The 17,207-nt window shown below is 68.5% G+C and carries 14 protein-coding genes; 9 read left to right on the top strand and 5 right to left on the bottom strand.

The annotated features are described in order from the left end of the window. The first annotated feature begins 32 nt into the window (after positions 1-32). Both aspD and aspT read left to right on the top strand, forming a co-directional pair. Complete coding sequence (gene aspD / locus QWI33_RS22160; RefSeq protein ID WP_289959097.1) at positions 33-1,652, top strand: aspartate 4-decarboxylase; 1,620 nt, start codon at positions 33-35, stop codon at positions 1,650-1,652. 17 nt (positions 1,653-1,669) lie between these two features. Then, positions 1,670-3,355: an aspartate-alanine antiporter gene (gene aspT, locus QWI33_RS22155; RefSeq protein WP_289959096.1), complete on the top strand. Its 1,686-nt coding sequence runs from the start codon at positions 1,670-1,672 to the stop codon at positions 3,353-3,355. 7 nt (positions 3,356-3,362) lie between these two features. On the opposite strand, the gene QWI33_RS22150 is transcribed toward aspT, so the two are convergent. Then, the gene (locus QWI33_RS22150) at positions 3,363-4,253 is read right to left on the bottom strand and encodes an SMP-30/gluconolactonase/LRE family protein (RefSeq protein WP_435367599.1); all 891 of its coding nucleotides are present in this window, start codon (positions 4,251-4,253) and stop codon (positions 3,363-3,365) included. Positions 4,254-4,397: 144 nt separating this feature from the next. Here QWI33_RS22150 and QWI33_RS22145 point away from each other — a divergent pair, with 144 nt between their 5' ends. Both QWI33_RS22145 and QWI33_RS22140 read left to right on the top strand, forming a co-directional pair. After that, entirely contained in the window at positions 4,398-5,642 is a 1,245-nt protein-coding gene (locus QWI33_RS22145) for a cellulose-binding domain-containing protein (RefSeq protein WP_289959094.1), read from the top strand. Between the two features lie 256 nt (positions 5,643-5,898). Beyond that, entirely contained in the window at positions 5,899-6,186 is a 288-nt protein-coding gene (locus QWI33_RS22140; RefSeq protein ID WP_289959093.1) for a hypothetical protein, read from the top strand. A 93-nt stretch (positions 6,187-6,279) separates the two neighbouring features. On the opposite strand, the gene QWI33_RS22135 is transcribed toward QWI33_RS22140, so the two are convergent. From QWI33_RS22135 to QWI33_RS22120, 4 genes are all read right to left on the bottom strand, one after another. Then, on the bottom strand, positions 6,280-7,827 hold the full coding sequence (locus QWI33_RS22135; RefSeq protein WP_289959092.1) for an AAA family ATPase: 1,548 nt from the start codon (positions 7,825-7,827) through the stop codon (positions 6,280-6,282). Between the two features lie 24 nt (positions 7,828-7,851). Continuing rightward, positions 7,852-8,382: a hypothetical protein gene (locus tag QWI33_RS22130; RefSeq protein ID WP_289959091.1), complete on the bottom strand. Its 531-nt coding sequence runs from the start codon at positions 8,380-8,382 to the stop codon at positions 7,852-7,854. Positions 8,383-8,508: 126 nt separating this feature from the next. Next, positions 8,509-10,239, bottom strand: a complete 1,731-nt coding sequence (locus QWI33_RS22125) for a hypothetical protein (protein WP_289959090.1) — start codon at positions 10,237-10,239, stop codon at positions 8,509-8,511. Continuing rightward, the gene (locus QWI33_RS22120) at positions 10,239-10,685 is read right to left on the bottom strand and encodes a hypothetical protein (protein ID WP_289959089.1); all 447 of its coding nucleotides are present in this window, start codon (positions 10,683-10,685) and stop codon (positions 10,239-10,241) included. Before QWI33_RS22120 ends, QWI33_RS22125 begins: the two co-directional genes overlap by 1 nt. A 159-nt stretch (positions 10,686-10,844) precedes the next feature. Between QWI33_RS22120 and QWI33_RS22115 the strand changes: the two genes are divergently transcribed. The 5 genes from QWI33_RS22115 to glpK all read left to right on the top strand — a co-directional run bounded on the left by QWI33_RS22115 (position 10,845) and on the right by glpK (position 17,201). Further along, the gene (locus tag QWI33_RS22115) at positions 10,845-11,972 is read left to right on the top strand and encodes a M48 family metalloprotease (protein ID WP_289959088.1); all 1,128 of its coding nucleotides are present in this window, start codon (positions 10,845-10,847) and stop codon (positions 11,970-11,972) included. Between the two features lie 110 nt (positions 11,973-12,082). Continuing rightward, positions 12,083-13,594, top strand: coding sequence for a type IV secretory system conjugative DNA transfer family protein (locus tag QWI33_RS22110; RefSeq protein ID WP_289959087.1), 1,512 nt, complete (start codon positions 12,083-12,085; stop codon positions 13,592-13,594). A 197-nt stretch (positions 13,595-13,791) separates the two neighbouring features. Continuing rightward, the gene (locus QWI33_RS22105; protein WP_289959086.1) at positions 13,792-14,556 is read left to right on the top strand and encodes an IclR family transcriptional regulator; all 765 of its coding nucleotides are present in this window, start codon (positions 13,792-13,794) and stop codon (positions 14,554-14,556) included. A gap of 274 nt (positions 14,557-14,830) precedes the next feature. Continuing rightward, the gene (locus tag QWI33_RS22100; protein WP_289959085.1) at positions 14,831-15,604 is read left to right on the top strand and encodes an MIP/aquaporin family protein; all 774 of its coding nucleotides are present in this window, start codon (positions 14,831-14,833) and stop codon (positions 15,602-15,604) included. Between the two features lie 67 nt (positions 15,605-15,671). Then, on the top strand, positions 15,672-17,201 hold the full coding sequence (glpK, locus tag QWI33_RS22095) for a glycerol kinase GlpK (RefSeq protein ID WP_289959084.1): 1,530 nt from the start codon (positions 15,672-15,674) through the stop codon (positions 17,199-17,201). Positions 17,202-17,207 lie beyond the last annotated feature (6 nt).

Raw genomic sequence — 17,207 nt, 5'->3', positions numbered from 1 at the left:
CTTCCCGGGATCCGCACCCGAAGGGAACCGCCATGTCCAAGGTCGACCGCGACGAAGAGCAGCGCCTCGAAGGGCTGAGCCCCTTCGAGCTGAAGAACCGGCTCATCGAGCTCGCCGGCGAGAACGAGCGCGCCAACGCGCTCGCGATGGTCAACGCCGGGCGCGGCAATCCCAACTGGACCGCCACCGCCCCGCGCGAGGCGTTCTTCCTCCTCGGCCAGTTCGCGGTCACCGAGACCCGGCGCGACTGGGACGAGTTCGAGGGCCTCGGCGGCATGCCGCAGGCCGACGGCATCGCCGAACGCCTCGACACCTTCCTCAAGGCCAATGCGAGCGCCCCCGGCGCCTCCGCCCTCGCCTCCTATGTGGCCCACGGCGTCGAGCGGCTCGGCTTCCAACCCGACGCGTGGGTGGGCGAGCTGGCGGACGCGATCATCGGCGACCACTACCCGGTGCCCGACCGGATGCTCACCCACATCGAGCAGGTCGTCCACGCCTACCTCGACGCCGAGATGGGCGGCGCGCCCGAGGGCGGCTGGGACCTCTACGCGGTCGAGGGCGGTACCGCCGCGATGTGCTACCTCTTCGACTCCGCGCAGGTCAACGGGCTCCTGAACCAGGGCGACCGGATCGCGCTCATGGTCCCGATCTTCACGCCCTACCTGGAGATCCCGCTGCTGGAGCGGTACGCGTTCGACATCGTGGAGCTGGAGGCATCCCGCACCACCGAGGAGGGCATCCACACCTGGCAGTACCCGGACCAGGAGATCGACAAGCTCAAGGACCCGTCCATCAAGGCGCTGTTCCTCGTCAACCCCTCCAACCCGCCCTCGGTGAAGCTCGCCGAGGCCACACTGGAGCGCATCCGCGGGATCGTCGCGAACGACAACCCGGGGCTGACGATCATCACCGACGACGTCTACGGCACCTTCACGAACGGCTTCACCTCGCTCATGTCGAGCCAGGCCGCCAACACCATCGGCGTGTACTCCTTCTCGAAGTACTTCGGCTGCACCGGCTGGCGCCTCGGCGTCATCGCCGTCGCCCGCAAGAACGTGTTCGATCAGCGCATCGCGGCACTGCCGGCGGAGCGGACCGCGGCGCTCAACGAGCGGTACTCGACGATCACGCTGGAGCCGTGGAAGGTCAAGTTCATCGACCGGATCGTGGCCGACTCGCGGGACGTGGCGCTCAACCACACCGCGGGCCTCTCGACGCCGCAGCAGGTCCAGATGGCCCTGTTCTCCCTGCACTGCCTCACCGACGCCGAGGACGCGTACAAGCGCGACTGCCAGGCGATCATCGCCCGCCGCCTCAAGGCCCTCGTGGAAGGCCTCGACGTGCCCTACCCGGCCGACCCGGAGGCCGCGAACTACTACGTGGAGCTCGACCTGCTCAGCTGGGCCGAGCGCAACTGGGGACCCGAGTTCGCCGACTGGATGCAGGCCAACTTCGAGCCGGTCGACCCGATCTTCCGCCTCGCGGAGGAGGAGTCGGTGGTCCTGCTCAACGGCGGCGGCTTCGACGGCCCCGAGTGGTCGGTGCGGGTGAGCCTGGCGAACCTGCGCATGGACGCCTACAAGCGGATCGGGTCGGCACTGCGCAAGATCGGCGAGGAGTACCACTCGCAGTTCCAGAACCAGCGGCGTTAGCGGACGGGAAGCGGAAGATGGACTGGATCAAGGAGACGCTCTCGGACACACCCGAGATCGCGCTGTTCCTCTGCCTCGCACTGGGGTTCGCGCTCGGCAAGGTGCGCGTCTGGAAGATCTCCCTGGGCGGCGTCGCGGGCACGCTCGTGGTGGCGATCCTCATGGGCATGTTCGCGGACATCGAACTCGACGACCAGGTCAAGCAGATCGCCTTCGCCCTGTTCATCTTCACGCTCGGCTACGTCTCGGGGCCGACCTTCTTCGCCAGCCTCAACCGCAAGAGCCTGAAGTACGCCACGTTCACCGGGATCGAGGTCGTCTCGGTCCTGCTCATCACGGCCGCCGCGGTGCTCATCATGAACCTGGACGTGGGCACCGCCGCCGGCCTGCTCGCGGGCGGCGCCACCGAGTCCGCCGCGGTGGGCACCGCGACGGACGCGATCGGCCGCCTCGACCTGCCCGCCGACCAGATCGAGACGCTTCAGAACAATGTGGGCACCGCGTACTCGATCTCCTACATCTGCGGCCTCATCACGATCGTGCTGCTCTCGAGCCAGTTCTTCCCGCTCATCATGCGGATCGACCTGCGGGAGGAGGCCGCGAAGCTGTGGGCCAAGCTCGGCGGCGCCGCCGACGAGGACACGGCCGCACCGGCGGCCCCGGCCGTCGTCGGCCGCGAGTACCGGATCACCGCGGCGGCGGGCCGCACCGTCGCCGAAGTCCAGGCGGACCTCGGCGACGCCACGGTCGAGGAGGTCCAGCGGGACGGCGAGAAGGTCGCGTTCGCCCCCGATCTGCAACTCGCCCATGGTGACCGCGTGCTCGTCGTCGGCCGCCGCGAGGCCCTCGTGGGTTCGGCGAACCGCATCGGCGAGGAGATCGCGCTCGACGAGTCGATGGCGATGAGCCTCGACCTCGCCGACGTCGTGGTGACCCGCAAGGGGTACCAGGCGACCACGTTGGGCGAGATCCGCCGCGACTTCGCGGACGAGCGCCAGGGCGTCTACCTCCAGAAGGTCACCCGCGGCGACCACGAGCTGCCGGTCAAGCCCTCCACGCTGATCCAGCACGGCGACACGGTCCGCCTGTCCGGCTCCGGCCGCGATCTGAGCCGCGTGATCCCGATGGTCGGGTTCCGGCTCGACCCCGCGGTGCGGTTCGACATGGTGTTCATCGCGATCGGCGTCGTCCTCGGCTTCCTCATCGGCATGCTGGTATGGACGGTGGGCACGATCCCGCTGACGCTCGGCACCGGCGGCGGCTGCCTGCTCGCGGGCCTCCTGTTCGGCTGGATCCGTTCCAAGCGGCCCACGTTCGGCCAGTACGACTCGGGCGCGGCGGACGTCATCAAGACGCTCGGCCTGGCGGTGTTCATCTGCGCCGTGGGGCTCTCCTCGGGCCCGCAGGCGGTCGAGCTCGTCAAGGAGTTCGGCTGGGGCCTGCCGATCGCGGGCGTCGCCATGACCGCGATCCCGGCGTTCCTCTCGTTCTTCGTGGCCTGGAAGTTCATGAAGCTCCCGGCGCCGCTCGTGCTCGGATCGGTGACCGGGCAGCAGTGCTCGACGCCGGGCGTGACGGCCGTGCAGGCCGCCGCGGGCAACGCGACGCCGCTCATGGCCTACACGATCGTCTACGCCTTCTCGAACGTCGTGCTGCCGCTGCTGGGCCCGATCGTCGTCGCCATGGCCCACGCGATCGGCTAGGAAGGGCTCAGAGCCGCCAGGTCCCGTTGGTGTTCAGCATGATCGAGTACACCGAGTCGGTGGCGGTGATGAACAGGCGGTTCCGCTTGGGGCCGCCGAAGACCAGATTCGACACCGAGGGCTGCGGGATCGGCAGCGTCGCCAGGTGCGTGCCGTCGGGGTCGAAGCAGTAGACGTCCGCCGCGGCGGCCCAGACCCGGCCCTCGATGTCGACGCGCATTCCGTCGAAACCGCCGCCGGGGGTCTCGGCGAACACCTCGCCGCCGGTGAGCTTGCCGCCTTCGCAATCGAACCGCCGGATGTGGCCGCCCATGGTGTCGGCGATGTAGAGCACCGACTCGTCGGGGGAGAAGGCGAGCCCGTTGGGCCGCTGGAAGTCGTCGGCGACGCGCTCGACCGCGCCCGAGGCCGGGTCGACCCGGTAGACGTGGCAGCCGTCGATCTCCGGGTCGGCGCGGTGCCCTTCGTAATCGCTCTTGATGCCGTACGGCGGGTCGGTGAACCAGACCGCGCCGTCACTGGATACCACGACGTCGTTGGGGCTGTTGAACCGCTTGCCCTCCCAGCGGTCGGCGACGACGGTGACCGAGCCGTCCAGTTCGGTGCGCTCGACACGCCGCGCGCCGTGCGAGCAGGACACCAGCCGCCCCTGGCGGTCGAGGGTGTGCCCGTTCGTGTAGCCGGCGGGGGAGCGGAAGACGCTCACGGAACCGTCGGTCTCGTCCCAGCGCATGATGCGGTCGTTCGGGATGTCGCTGAACAGCAGGTACTTCCCGGAGGGCACGTACACCGGGCCCTCGGTCCAGCGTCCGCCGGAGAACAGGCACTCGAGGTAGTCGTCGCCTGCCACGGCGAAGCGCTCGTCGAGTTTTCGGAAACCCACCGGAGCATTGTGCATCGAAACTCCTCGATATAACCTGTTCGTGGGATCGTGCACAATCCGGACACGACCAATGCATGCGGCGCGAAGCCGCACTCACGTTAGCGCAATCCGAGGCCGGCCGGGACGGGCCCGGCCGCCGCTATGAGACGGGAAACGAACATGGGACCGGCACTCCCCAAGAGGCGCCTGCGCGCCGCGATCGCCGCTGCCGCGGTGGGCGTGGTCGCCGCGGCGGCCACAGCGTTCACGGTGGTGACGGCCGAGGCCGCCACCACCGGCTGCGAGGTCGACTACCAGGTCACCGCCGCGTGGCCCGGCGGCTTCAACGCCAATGTGGACATCACGAACCTCGGCGACACCGCGGTCGACCCGTGGAGGCTCGAATGGGACTTCCCCGGGGCGCAGCAGGTCGCGAACGCATGGAACGCCACTGCGACCCAGTCGGGCCGGCACGTCACCGCCGCGGGTGTGGAGTACAACAAGCGGATCGCCGCGGGTTCGACCGCGAGCTTCGGCTTCTCAGGCACCTTCACCGGGGCGAACGCCGTCCCTGAAACGTTCAAACTCAACGGGGTCGCCTGCACCGGCGACACCGGGCCCTCGCCCACCAACCCGCCTACGAACGTCACCGCCTCGCCCACCGCGGTGCCCACGGGCGGCCCCGGCCAGGACGAGTGGAACCCGCCCGCGAACCTGGTCCAGCCGCTCGACGAGGTGTGGTCGCATGTGGAGGACACCTACAACCTGAACTTCCGCAACTTCGGCTGGGACCAGGTGATGGCCACCGGCGGCACGATCAACTATTGCGTCCGCTGGGACTCGCAGAACTCGGTGACGGCGCAGACCCGCGACGCGATCGAGGCGAAGCTCCAGCAGCAGTACGACCTCTGGTTCGCGCCGATGAAGGGCTGGAGCGAGTGGCCGTTCGACCGGATCGAGGTGAACGTCGTCGGCTGGGCCGCCTACGACCGCGCCGACCTCCAGTGGAGCGACGACTCGGTCGACGTCTACATCGGCGACATCCGCGAGGACGCCCCGCAGTGCTCTGAGGACTGCGGGCGGTTCTTCCACCAGGACGGCAACTACTCCCGCTGCCCGGGCGGCGCGGCGCACCACTACGACCAGAGCCTATGGCTGACCCAGGGCATGGGCGGCGGCGCGGGCGGCGACTGGGGCCAGCGCATGGGCCAGGAGTACTTCGTGAACTCGCTGAACTCCAGCCAGATCACGATCTACCTGCACGAGCTCGGCCACACCTTCGGCCTCGACGACTTCTACGACTGGTCCCCGACGGGCCAGTGCTGCTTCATCATGAAGGCCGGCTCCTCTTCGACGATCACCACGTTCGACCAGTGGATGCTGCGCGACTGGTGGCGCCACCTCAAGAGCCGCTACGGCTATTGAGCTTCAGGAGATTGACACCGCTTGCGCCCCATGGAAACATAGGAGTTTCACCCAATCAGCTCTCCATCATCTTCTCTCTCCATCATCTCACCTCTCCGTTTCCAACGGAAAACCCAGCACCACCGCACCACCCGAGATCGACTAAGAGAAATTTGATGGACATTACCTGAAGGAACCCTCGTTATCGACGAAAACATCCCTCAGTAATGCAGAACAATCCCGCGATTTTGACGTACACAACCTGAAGGAGTCTTCCGTGTCGAAGAAAAAATCCCTCAGCAATGCAGGTCAATCCCTCTTAGAGCGACTCTTCACCCCTTTCGACTTCGTCATCCGGTGCGCCGACAAGTTCGTTGAAGCTTGCGACGACACGACGACGGAGTTGAAGACAGGGTTGCAGAAGCGCAAGAAGGCATCGCGCAAGGTCACGCGAAAGTGGCGCAAGGCCGCTGAGACGCACAAGTGGATCGGGCGGGTCGAAAGGTGGGCTCGTCGGATCTTCTACGTTGCGATCGGCGTCGTGTCCGACTGGTTGTTCATCTGATTGACGATCAGGACCTCCCTGCTCCGCAGGTGCGGTTCTGATCGAAGGTCGAGCCTTCTCTGCGCAAGCAGGGGAGGCTCGATCCGTTTGCTTTCAGCTCAGCACCACTCGGCGCCCCCCGGTCGGGCCTTGGGCGGGCCCGTCCTCGAACCGTCCTGATGCCGGGATGGCGCGGTCGCTGAGCTGTCGCACCTCCTGAATCCGTTCGGGGGCGGTCTTCGAGAGCGGGAAGACGTTCTTGAAAGCGCGTCGGAAGAAATCGTCCTCAACGTTCGCATCCCCCTCGCGGATCGCCTCATGCCCGATCTCGGCGACGGCCGCCTGGATGTCGGAACCCGCGAAGCCCTCGCTGAGCGACACCAGGTCGTCGACGACCTCGCTCGCGACCGGCACCTTGAGGTACTTCTCGAGGTAGATCTCGATGATCTCCCGCCGTTCCTCGGGCATGGGCAGGTCCACGAAGAACAGGTCGTCGAAGCGTCCGCTGCGCAGCAGCTCCTGCGGAAGCGACCGCACGTCATTGGCGGTGGCCACCACGAAGACCCGCGCCGCTGACTCCTGGAGCCAGTACAGGAACTGCCCCACCAGGCGGGTCGTGATGCCCGTGGAGTCGGACCCGGATCCGGCCAGTCCCTTCTCGATCTCGTCGATCCACAGCACGCATGGGGCCACGGTGTCCGCGGTCTGGAGCGCCTCTTTCAGGCGCGATTCGGACTGGCCCACGTACTGGCCGAAGATCGCGGCGAGGTCGAGGCGGTAGAGCGGCAGGCGCCAGCGGGCGGCGACGAACTTCGCCGACAGCGACTTGCCGCATCCGGGCACTCCGATGAGGAGGACGCCCCGCGGGGGCCGCAGGTCGCGGTCGCGGAGGTCCATGGTCAGCAGCGGCTGCTTCCGGTCGAGCCATGCGCGCAGTCCTTCGAGACCGCCGAGGCGGTGGTCTCCGCCGGAGAGCCGCACCCGCTCGATTCCGTTGAGATCGGCGAAGATGCTGTCCTTGGCGAGGCTGAGCCGGTCGAGGTCGTCGTTGCCGATCTTGAGGCGCGCCAGCAGGGTCGCCATGATATTGAGCGCCTCAGTCCTGGTGATGCCGGTGAGGATCGAGGCCGCCCGCCCGAACGCCTCGTCGTCCCATTCGATCTCGACGTGCTCTCGGTACGGTGCGACGAACTTCTGGATCTCCGCCTTCATCTCGTCGAGGTCCGGGACGTCGAGGGTCACCGACATGCCGAGCCGCTGGAGCGGTGTCCAGATCGGATCGTTGGTGATCACGATGACACAGCCGCTGCGGCTCTCGGCGAGGGTGGCGAGGTCCACGAGCCGGCGCGACATGTCGTTGTCGTCGCCGATCTGCTGGATGTCGGTGAACACGACCGTGAGGTGTTCGCGGGCCTCGAACTGCCGACCGATGTAGTCGATGGCGCCGTGCACGGAAACGTCCTCGGTGACGACTGCGCCTGTCGTGATGTCGCGCAGCCCTTGGCTCAGCGTGTGCACCAGGACGTCGAGCTGGGTGTCCTGTGCCGCCTTCCTGAGAATCTCGCGGGCCCTGGCGCGTTCGGAGGTCCTGATCGACACGAACGGGATGCGCGCTCGCAGGTACGACTCGAGCTGCTCGCGGGTGGCTGCGGCATTGGGCACTTCAGGGCCTCCTCGGGGTGGTGGTCAGTGGAATAGGATCCTCCGCGTCGGCGGGCCGTCGACCGGCGGCGCGGAGGGCGGCGGGGAGGGGTCCGGCGGCCGGTCGATATCGGCCAGGAGCGTCCCGCGCCGGATCAGCGATCCCGCAAGGCCAGTCCGGTCGCTCTGGGCCGCACTGCGTTCGAGGCTCCGCTGCGCCGAGCCGACGCTCTGCCGCAGCGCCTCCTGGAGGGGCTTTCGCAGGTCATCGGGGAAGCGCGGGGAGGCGGCGAACCTCCTGAGCGGCAGGAGCCGCCTGCGGGCGGCGGCGAGTACGGCACCGAGGCGGTCCGCGCTGAGGTCGCCGGCGTCGAGGTCCGCTATGAGCTGCCGGTCCCAGAGTTCCATGCGGGCCACGGACGCCTGCTCGACGCGCTCGAGCAGGCGTCCGTACATGCCTTCGCCCCAGGCGGTGTCGAAGTCCGGCAGCCCTGACTGGTCGTGGTCGACGCCGCGGCCGAAATCCTCAAGCCAGGCGAGCCATCGGGTGTAGTCGCCGCTCGAACCGGTGATCAAGCCGGCCTCAACTCGGGTCCGGGCGGCGCAGGGGCTCGAAGGGCGGCAGCAGGTCCCATTCGGGCAATTCGACGGCGAGCTCCGGCTCCGGTGTCGGCGGAGGAGCGGGTTCGGTTTCGTCGGCCATCAGGTGATCACTCCTCGGGCGGTGTCCGGCGGGCGTTCGAGGTGCGTCTCGGGCCGGAGGCCCTGCAAGAACGCGTGGAGGTCGGTGGCGCCGGCCCGCGCCGCATCGGTGAGCCGGATGAGGTCGACCAGCTCGGCGAGCGCGGTGCGAAGCCGCTGCGTCTGCTCGGCCTTGTCCCGCTGGATGCGTGCCCGGACCACTTCTCGCCTGCGGCGCTTGTCGATCCGGTCGTACTCGGCCCATGCGATGGCGCCGCCACCGGCAAGGAGCAGCAGCACTGTGATCGGGATGAGCCCGGCGATCCCGGCGGCGAGCGCGCCCGCCGCGCAGACCGCGGCGGCGATGCGCCCGACACGTGTCGGCAGGTCGGATCCCACCGCGTTCAGCTCGTATCGCTCCCGCGAGTCCAGGTGGTCGTTGAGGTTCGCGACCACGACCTTTTCGGCGGTGCCCTCGGTGATGGTGTACTTCCAGGTCCCGATCTCGAGGTCGACCCGGGCCGGCGCCGCCGCGATGCCTTTGGCCTCCAACTGCCCGGCCGCCTGGTCGATCCAGTCGCGGCAGAGCGCTACGGCCAGTCGCTGGGTGGCCGCCGAGACGCGGGTCCCTTTGCGCGCCACGGCCGCGTTCGTGAGCAGGTCGAGGAAGTCGATCTGGCGGTCGAAGACCGCCTCCATCGATTCGTCGTGCTTTCGGGCCGCCACCTTGTCGCCCCCGCTGTCGATGACGGCGAGCATCTCGGCCTCCCGTTTGCGCAGCGGCGCCTCTTCTGCGTCGAACGAGGACACGAGCCTCGCGAGCAGGTCGTCCATGCGGTCGATGAGGCTTCGGGTCTCCTCCTGCGGTCGTTCGTAGACGGCTCGCAGTGCGGCTTCCGCGGGCTCGAAGACGCTGGCCTGCTCGTATGCCGCACGCAGCTGGGGCCACGTGGGGCTGACCGCTGGGAGGACCTCGATGCCGGAGGGCACCTGTCGGCGGTATGAGTCCGCCCAGTCGCGCCAGCGGGCGACTTGAGCATCGACAGTGGTTGGTTCAGTGACGAGGCGCCGGTACCACTCGTCGGCGTGTTTGAGGATGAGCTCTTTTGCTGCGTGGCCGAATCCGCCGATGGCGACGGCGTCGAGCAGTACCGAGAACTCCTGCCCCAAGCGGCCGGCGTCTTGCCGGGCGAGGTACAGGCGAAGCCATCGGACGGCGGCCTGATTGCGTTGCGCGCGGCGCAGGACGAGGGCGAAGAACAACGAGCTCTTGTCGTTGTCGCGCCGCTGGGCCTCCTTGAGCGCGCGCTCGGCGAGCGACCGGTCGTCGCGGATCCAGGCCGCGAGCGACACCAGGGCCGGGGTGAGCCAGTACCGGGGCGTGGCGAGCATGAGTTCCTCGGTGGCCTGGCGAATCGTGTCGTGGGGGATCAACCCCACGTCCATGCCCTGCAGAATACCGGTAGCGTGGCGCCTGACCTGCGCGTAGTGGCCGAAGTCGGTCCGCAACTCCTGCCTTATGGTGTTGAGACGGCTCTGGGCGAGTTGGACGTTCTTCGCGAGCCGGTCCTCCTCCATGAAAGCGGTGAACCGCTGATGCAGGTCGTTCATGAGCGACCGGCTCTGCTCCTGCTCAGTGCGTACCTGCTGGACCGCGAGTTCGAGCTGGTACTGCCGGTTCTGCAGCTGAGCGAGGCTGTGGCTCATCGAGTCCAGGAACGACTGCGAGACGACGACGGGCTGGCCGGCCATCATCTCTCCACTTTGATCGCGTGGCCGTCCTGCCGGATGCATACCAGGTGCTCCGGGTACACCTCGACGGCGAGGTACGAGCCGGCGGCCGCCAGCGACCGGGCGCGTTCGAGCTCGGGAGGCAGCGGCTCGTGGCGCTTGTAGTGGTCCACGATGGCCTCGAGGTCCCAGGTCAAGGTGTGGACCACATAGGATCCGCCGAGATGGCAGCGGGCGACGATGCCGACCGGCACCGGGGCGCCGGCGAGTTCGGCCGCGACGCGCTCGCGAACCGCACTGGTGTCCACTCTCGATACCGAGGTCGTGGTGTCGAGGCCGCTCAAGAGATCGAGGTAGGCGTGCGATCGGGTCTGCAACGACGGCGCAGTGCCGACGGCCGGCCGGGATTCGGCGAGCTGCCGGGAGATCGGCCGGAGTCTTCGGTCCGGCTGCGATGCTGCTGGCATGTGATTGCCTCCCTGGGGGTCTGGGGTCGAACCACGGGGTGATGGTCCTGGCATCGGGCCTCTATCATGACATAGAGGATGTGATGAATCATGCTAAGTGATTGTCGCCACCCGCCATAGGAAGTCGATGCACCCCGATTCGGCGCAGGACGGAACCCCATGAGCAGCAACCCGAACGGCGAGCAAGATCCCCGCCCGCTGCCCGCTTGGGTCCAGCGCCGCGTCCAGGCGCCCCCGCAACCCGGTGTCTTCCAGCCCCCTCCGAAAGTCGCCAAGCCCTCGCGTAAGCCCAAGCCCGCCAACGGCAAACGGTCGCCGCAACGCAGTCGCCGAATCGACGCTTCCACGCTCGGACTGCTGCTCGTCGCCGTCCCCTGGGTGATCTACAGTGCCTCGATCGTCGCCGCCATCGCCTACCCCTTCGGCGCCTTCGCGCTCGCGCCGCTGCTGTGGCTGCTCTCCGGCGCCCTCGTGTTCTTCCGCCCCATGGAAGCGGCGATCGCCAAGTGGTTCTTCAAATACCGGCCGCCGACCCCCCGCGAACTCGACGTCCTCCTCCCCGCCTGGAAAGAGGTCGCGGCCGCGGCCGGCATCCACTCCGGCTCCTATCAACTGTGGATCCAGAACAGCGACGGCATCAACGCCGCCGCCGCGGCCGGGCACCTCGTCGCGGTCACCCGAAGAGCGCTCGACGTGCTGCAACCGCACCAGCTGCAGGCAGTCCTCGCGCACGAACTCGGCCACCACTCGGCCGGGCACGCCTGGAGCGGCCTGTTACTGCACTGGTACTCGCTGCCAGCGAGGATCTTCAACCGGATGCTCGTCTGGACCTCCCAGGCGATCCTGTGGGCCGCGCTCATTTCTGTCAGGATCGTGCTCGGCGCATTCAGCGGGCTGCTCTCGGCGCTCGCCGGATTGGGCCTCATCGGACTCTTCGCGATCTGTGCGATCTGCGCGTACGGGTCGGAGTTCCTCGGCGGCCTCGCCGACGACTTCGGTGCCGCGGTGATCCTGCTGCTCGTCAACGCCCTACTCGTCGGCCCAGTCGTCGGGGCGTTCGCACTGGTCTCGGCGACCACGATGGCCTGGCTGTCGCGGCGCGGGGAGCTGCGCGCCGACCGCGCGGCCGTCCGGCTCGGCTACGGGCCGGCGCTGCTGGACACCCTCGAGGACTGGCTGCAGACCGAACCGCCGTTCGCTCCGACGATCAGCCAGCGACTCCTGGCGACGCATCCGCCGCTGGCGGCCCGCATCCAACGCCTCAAAGTCGCACTGGGGGTCCCGTGAGACGACGTAGGAAGCGGATCGCCGCGGCGCCCCCCGCCCCGTGGGAATGGCTGCGCGCCCGCCACTCACCCGCCGCAGAGGCCCTCGACCGTCTCATGGCGGCCGGCGCGATGACCGAGGTGGATTACGCGAGGATCGGCAATGCCTTGGAGCCGTTCAGGGACGCGGACGACGACCAGGCGCTGGCCGCGGTGCTCGACCGCGTGTCCGCCGAGGGCGCGGCGGCGCTCGTCCACCACTCCGGACAGCGGGCACTGCCCGGTCGACTCATGGCGCAGCACAATCTCGCGTATGGGCAGGTGCGACTGGGCGCGGTCGCCCGCACCGCCTCGAGCCGGGGTTCGGGCGGCGCCGATTTCGCCGTCGATCAGGACGCGCTGCGCACCTCGATGCTGGTGATTGGGCCGCCGGGATCGGGCAAGACCCGCGGTTTCGCGCTGCCGATCATCGAGCACCTGTCGCTGGGCGCGCTCGCCGGCCAGTCCAGCGTGGTCGTGATCGACCCCAAGGGCGACGACTTCGGCCTGCCGGGGTGGTTCGACGCCACTGTGGACCTGCACGATCCGGGTGTCGGCTTCGACCTTTACGGGGGTGCCGCGACTCCGGAGTCCGCTGCGGACCGCCTCGCGAGCGCGCTGCTGCCGTCGCAGACAAGCGACGATCTCGCGTACTTCATGGACGGGTCCCGAAACGCGCTCCACCGCTGCCTCTCGCCGTTCCACGAGGCCTTCGGCAGGTACCCGGCGGTTCGGGAGCTGCTCGCGCTCCTTCGCTCCGAGCAAGGGGCGGTCGACCGGGTGAAGAGCGAACTGAAAGGGCCTGGTGGTAAGGCAATGCGGGCGCTGCTCGACGAGCGGCGGCTCCAGGCCCGCGGCAGCCATGACGCGGCGGCTGGGATGGTGGAGCGGCTTTCGCTGCTCGACCGCCCCAAGTTGGCCGCGCTGCTCGACGGCCCCGGCCCCAAGTTCCAGATGAGCGGCATCGACGCGGGCGCGCGGGTGCGGTTCGCTTTGGACGAGTCCGAGTATCCCGATGCGAGCCGCATCCTGGCAAGGCTCGCCGTCGCGCAGTTCGTCCAGGTGGCGTCGTCGTCGCGGACCAATCGGAACTTGTTCAAGGGTTTGGTGATCGACGAGGCCGGTCGGTTCGTCGACGAGTACGTGGCGCGAGGTGTGCAGCGGCTCCGGTCCAACAACGCCGGCCTGGTCCTGCTGTCGCAGTCGATCGCCGATTTCCCTGAGGCCTTCCGCAACTCGATCTTCGGTGCGGCGGGCTGCAAAGCGGTGTTCGGTGCAGTCGATCCGGATGACGCGGAGCAGTTCTCTCGTTCGTTCGGCGAGGAGTGGATCGCGGAGGTCACCGTCAGCGGCAGCGTGGAGCGCGGCGAGACCCGTTCGTGGAGCTCGACCACCGACGCGGGGGAGCTCTTCCCCCGGAGCTACCAGAAGGGTCGGAACCGTTCGGCGAGTGAGAGCTCGGGGTTCTCCCACCGGAAGGTCGAGCGGGCGCGCTGGACGCCTTCCGACATCATGACCGGGCTTCCGACCGGTCGCTGCCTAGCCGTCTTGACCGGTTCCGACGGCCGTCGATTCGGCCCCGTCGAAGTGGACCTGCGGGCTTGAGGCGCTCGATGGGGCGATCCCAAGCCTCGGATGGGGCGCCCTCGGGCCGATGCTGGTCGGCAAGAGCCGATAGCGTTTAGCATTGTCGAACGCGGCAGCGTTAAGATGATCCCGCCGAGTGCGGCGCGGCCTCGGCGGTACCCGCGGGCCGTCATCGGTGCGGCCGGGTGGGATCCCGATTGAACGGAGGCGCTCGGATGGCCAAGAACATCCAGTCGCTGGAGCGGGCGGCGGCCATGCTGCGGCTGCTCGCGGGCGGCGAGCGGCGCCTCGGCCTGTCCGACATCGCCTCCTCCCTCGGCCTGGCGAAGGCCACGGCCCACGGCATCCTGCGGACCCTCCAGCACGAGGGCTTCGTCGAGCAGGACCCCGGCTCGGGCCGGTACCAGCTCGGCGCCGAGCTGCTGCGCCTTGGCACGACCTACCTCGACGTGCACGAGCTGCGGGCCCGCGCCCTGGTGTGGACGGACGACCTGGCGCGCTCCTCGGGCGAGGCGGTCTACCTCGGTGTGCTGCACCAGCACGGCGTGCTCATCGTCCACCACGTGTTCCGCCCCGACGACAGCCGCCAGGTGCTCGAGGTGGGCGCGATGCAGCCGCTGCACTCCACCGCCCTCGGCAAGGTCCTGGCCGCGACGGACCCGGTGGCCCACGCCGAGCTCGTGGACGCCAAACGCGAGCCGTTCACGGCCCGCACGGTCACCGAGCTCGACGACATCGAGCGCACGCTGGACCTGACGCGGGCCCAGGGGTACGCCGTGGACAACGAGGAGACCCTCGAAGGGGTGGCCGCGGTGGCCGCCCCGATCTACGACCGGCGCCGCCTCGCGGTCGGCGCGGTCGGCATTACCGGTGCCGTCGAGCGGGTCTGCCGCGACGGCGAGCTGCGTCCGGAGCTCATCGCGGCCGTGCGCGACACGGCCCGCTCCGTCTCGCGCGATCTCGGGGCCAAGCCCTTCTAGTTATTTCGCCTGATTCCGCCACATTTCTGCGCCCGTCGTGTGACCCTGGTGTGCCTGTCTTGCAGGCGTTTCTTATGGTTCATGATTGGAAGTGTGATGGCCGTCACATAATACTTGACGCACCGGTACGGAAGGAGAACACTTTCGTACATCGGTCGGCATTGTCGAACGCCTAACGGCTTCAGGGGTTCGCTTCGCCTTCCGTGTCGAACAAGCCCTTCCAACGAGGCCCGAGCCCCCGGCGACGGCCTCGGACGCAGACAAAGGAGTCGGTGTGTCCAACTCAGACATCATCCTCGGCGAGGTCCTCGGCACCGCGGTGCTGATCCTCCTCGGCGCGGGCGTGTGCGCCGCCGTCACGCTCAAGAAGTCCAAGTCCCAGAACGCGGGCTGGCTCGCCATCGCCTTCGGGTGGGGCTTCGCGGTCCTGACCGCCGCCTACATCTCGGCCGGCATCTCGGGCGCCCACCTGAACCCGGCCGTCACCCTCGGCCTCGCCGTCCAGGGCAACGTCCCGTGGGACCAGGTCCCGGTCTACATCGTCTCCCAGATGATCGGCGCATTCCTGGGCGCGACCCTCGCCTGGGCCGCCTACTACGGCCAGTTCCAAGCCCACATGGCCGACCTCGCGAACCAGGCCGACGCCGTCGAAGGCGCCAAAGACGCCAAGGCCGGCCCCGTGCTCGGCATCTTCTCGACCGGCCCCGAGGTCCGCAACGCCGCCCAGAACCTCGTCACCGAGATCATCGCGACCTTCGTGCTGGTCTTCGCGATCCTCACCCAGGGCCTCAACGACGCGGGCAACGGCCTCGGCACGCTCGGCGTGCTCATCACCTCGCTCGTCGTCGTCAGCATCGGCCTCTCCCTCGGCGGCCCGACCGGCTACGCCATCAACCCGGCCCGCGACCTCGGCCCGCGCATCGCCCACGCGATCCTGCCCATCAAGGGCAAGGGCCGCTCCGACTGGGGCTACGCCTGGATCCCCGTCGTCGGCCCGGTCGTCGGCGGCGTCCTCGCCGGACTCCTCTACAACGTTGCCCTCGGGTAGCGATGAGGACACAATCGACGTATCCCTCGCCGACTCCCACCACGACAACGACGTTCTGGAGCGAACCATGACCGACACGCACACCGGCCCGTTCATCGCGGCCATCGACCAGGGCACCACCTCCTCGCGGTGCATCATCTTCGACCGCGACGGCCGCATCGTCGCCGTCGACCAGAAGGAGCACGAGCAGATCTTCCCCAAGCCCGGCTGGGTCGAGCACGACGCCGCCGAGATCTGGAAGAACGTGCAGGACGTCGTGGCCGGGGCCATGGTCAAGGCCGGCGCCTCCCGCGAGGACATCCTCTCCATCGGCATCACCAACCAGCGCGAGACCACCATGCTGTGGGACAAGCGCACCGGCAAGCCCGTCCACAACGCCATCGTCTGGCAGGACACCCGCACCGACGTCCTCTGCAAGAAGCTCGGCGGCGACGCCGGCCAGGACCGCTGGCGCCGCGAGACCGGCCTGCCGCTCGCCGCCTACTTCGCCGGCCCCAAGATCGCCTGGCTCCTCGACAACGTCGCCGGCCTGCGCGAGCGCGCCGAAGCCGGCGAGATCCTCTTCGGCACCATGGACTCCTGGGTCATCTGGAACCTCACCGGCGGCGTCAACGGCGGCGTGCACGTCACCGACGTCACCAATGCCTCCCGCACCCTCCTCATGAACCTGGACGACCTCCGGTGGAACGAGGAGATCGCGGCCGAGATGGGCGTGCCCATGCAGGTGCTCCCCGAGATCCGCTCCTCCTCCGAGATCTACGGCCACGTCACCGGCGGCCCCCTCGGCGGGCTCCTCGCGGGCGTCCCGGTCGCCTCGGCCCTCGGCGACCAGCAGGCCGCCCTCTTCGGACAGACCTGCTTCGCCGTCGGCGAGGCCAAGTCCACCTACGGCACCGGCACCTTCATGCTCATGAACACCGGCGAGAAGCTCATCCACTCCGAGTCCGGGCTCCTCACCACCGTCGGCTACCGCATCGGCGACCAGGACCCGGTCTACGCGCTCGAAGGCTCGATCGCCGTCACCGGCTCGCTCGTCCAGTGGATGCGCGACCAGATGGGGCTCATCAAGACCGCCGCCGAGATCGAGACGCTCGCCATGAGCGTCGAGGACAACGGCGGCGCCTACTTCGTACCGGCGTTCTCCGGGCTCTTCGCCCCCTACTGGCGCTCCGACGCGCGCGGCGTCATCGCCGGGCTCACCCGGTACGTCACCAAGGCGCACATCGCCCGCGCGGTCCTGGAGGCCACCGCCTGGCAGACCCGCGAGATCTCCGACGCCATGGTCAAGGACTCCGGCGACGAGCTCGTGGCGCTCAAGGTCGACGGCGGCATGACCTCCAACAACCTCCTCATGCAGTTCCTCGCGGACGTGCTCGACGCCCCCGTCGTGCGCCCCATGGTCGCCGAGACCACGTGCCTGGGCGCCGCCTACGCCGCCGGCCTCGCGGTCGGCTTCTGGGAGAACGTCGAAGACCTGCGCGCGAACTGGCGCCGCGCCGCCGAATGGACCCCCGACATGGACCCCGAGGTCCGCGACCGGGAATACAAGAACTGGCTCAAGGCCGTCGAGCGGACCATGGGCTGGCAGGACGAGTAGAGGGAG

This window comes from Glycomyces tritici (genome assembly GCF_030403505.1).
This window is presented reverse-complemented; position numbering and strand designations above follow the sequence as displayed.

Excerpts from the sequence above, each read along its gene's own strand:
- aspD (WP_289959097.1), top strand. The coding sequence starts at position 33 with ATGTCCAAGGTCGACCGCGACGAAGAGCAGCGCCTCGAAGGGCTGAGC.
- aspT (WP_289959096.1), top strand. The coding sequence starts at position 1,670 with ATGGACTGGATCAAGGAGACGCTCTCGGACACACCCGAGATCGCGCTG.
- QWI33_RS22150 (WP_435367599.1), bottom strand. The coding sequence starts at position 4,253 with ATGCACAATGCTCCGGTGGGTTTCCGAAAACTCGACGAGCGCTTCGCC.
- QWI33_RS22145 (WP_289959094.1), top strand. The coding sequence starts at position 4,398 with ATGGGACCGGCACTCCCCAAGAGGCGCCTGCGCGCCGCGATCGCCGCT.
- QWI33_RS22125 (WP_289959090.1), bottom strand. The coding sequence starts at position 10,239 with ATGGCCGGCCAGCCCGTCGTCGTCTCGCAGTCGTTCCTGGACTCGATG.
- QWI33_RS22120 (WP_289959089.1), bottom strand. The coding sequence starts at position 10,685 with ATGCCAGCAGCATCGCAGCCGGACCGAAGACTCCGGCCGATCTCCCGG.
- QWI33_RS22115 (WP_289959088.1), top strand. The coding sequence starts at position 10,845 with ATGAGCAGCAACCCGAACGGCGAGCAAGATCCCCGCCCGCTGCCCGCT.
- QWI33_RS22110 (WP_289959087.1), top strand. The coding sequence starts at position 12,083 with ATGACCGAGGTGGATTACGCGAGGATCGGCAATGCCTTGGAGCCGTTC.
- QWI33_RS22105 (WP_289959086.1), top strand. The coding sequence starts at position 13,792 with ATGGCCAAGAACATCCAGTCGCTGGAGCGGGCGGCGGCCATGCTGCGG.
- glpK (WP_289959084.1), top strand. The coding sequence starts at position 15,672 with ATGACCGACACGCACACCGGCCCGTTCATCGCGGCCATCGACCAGGGC.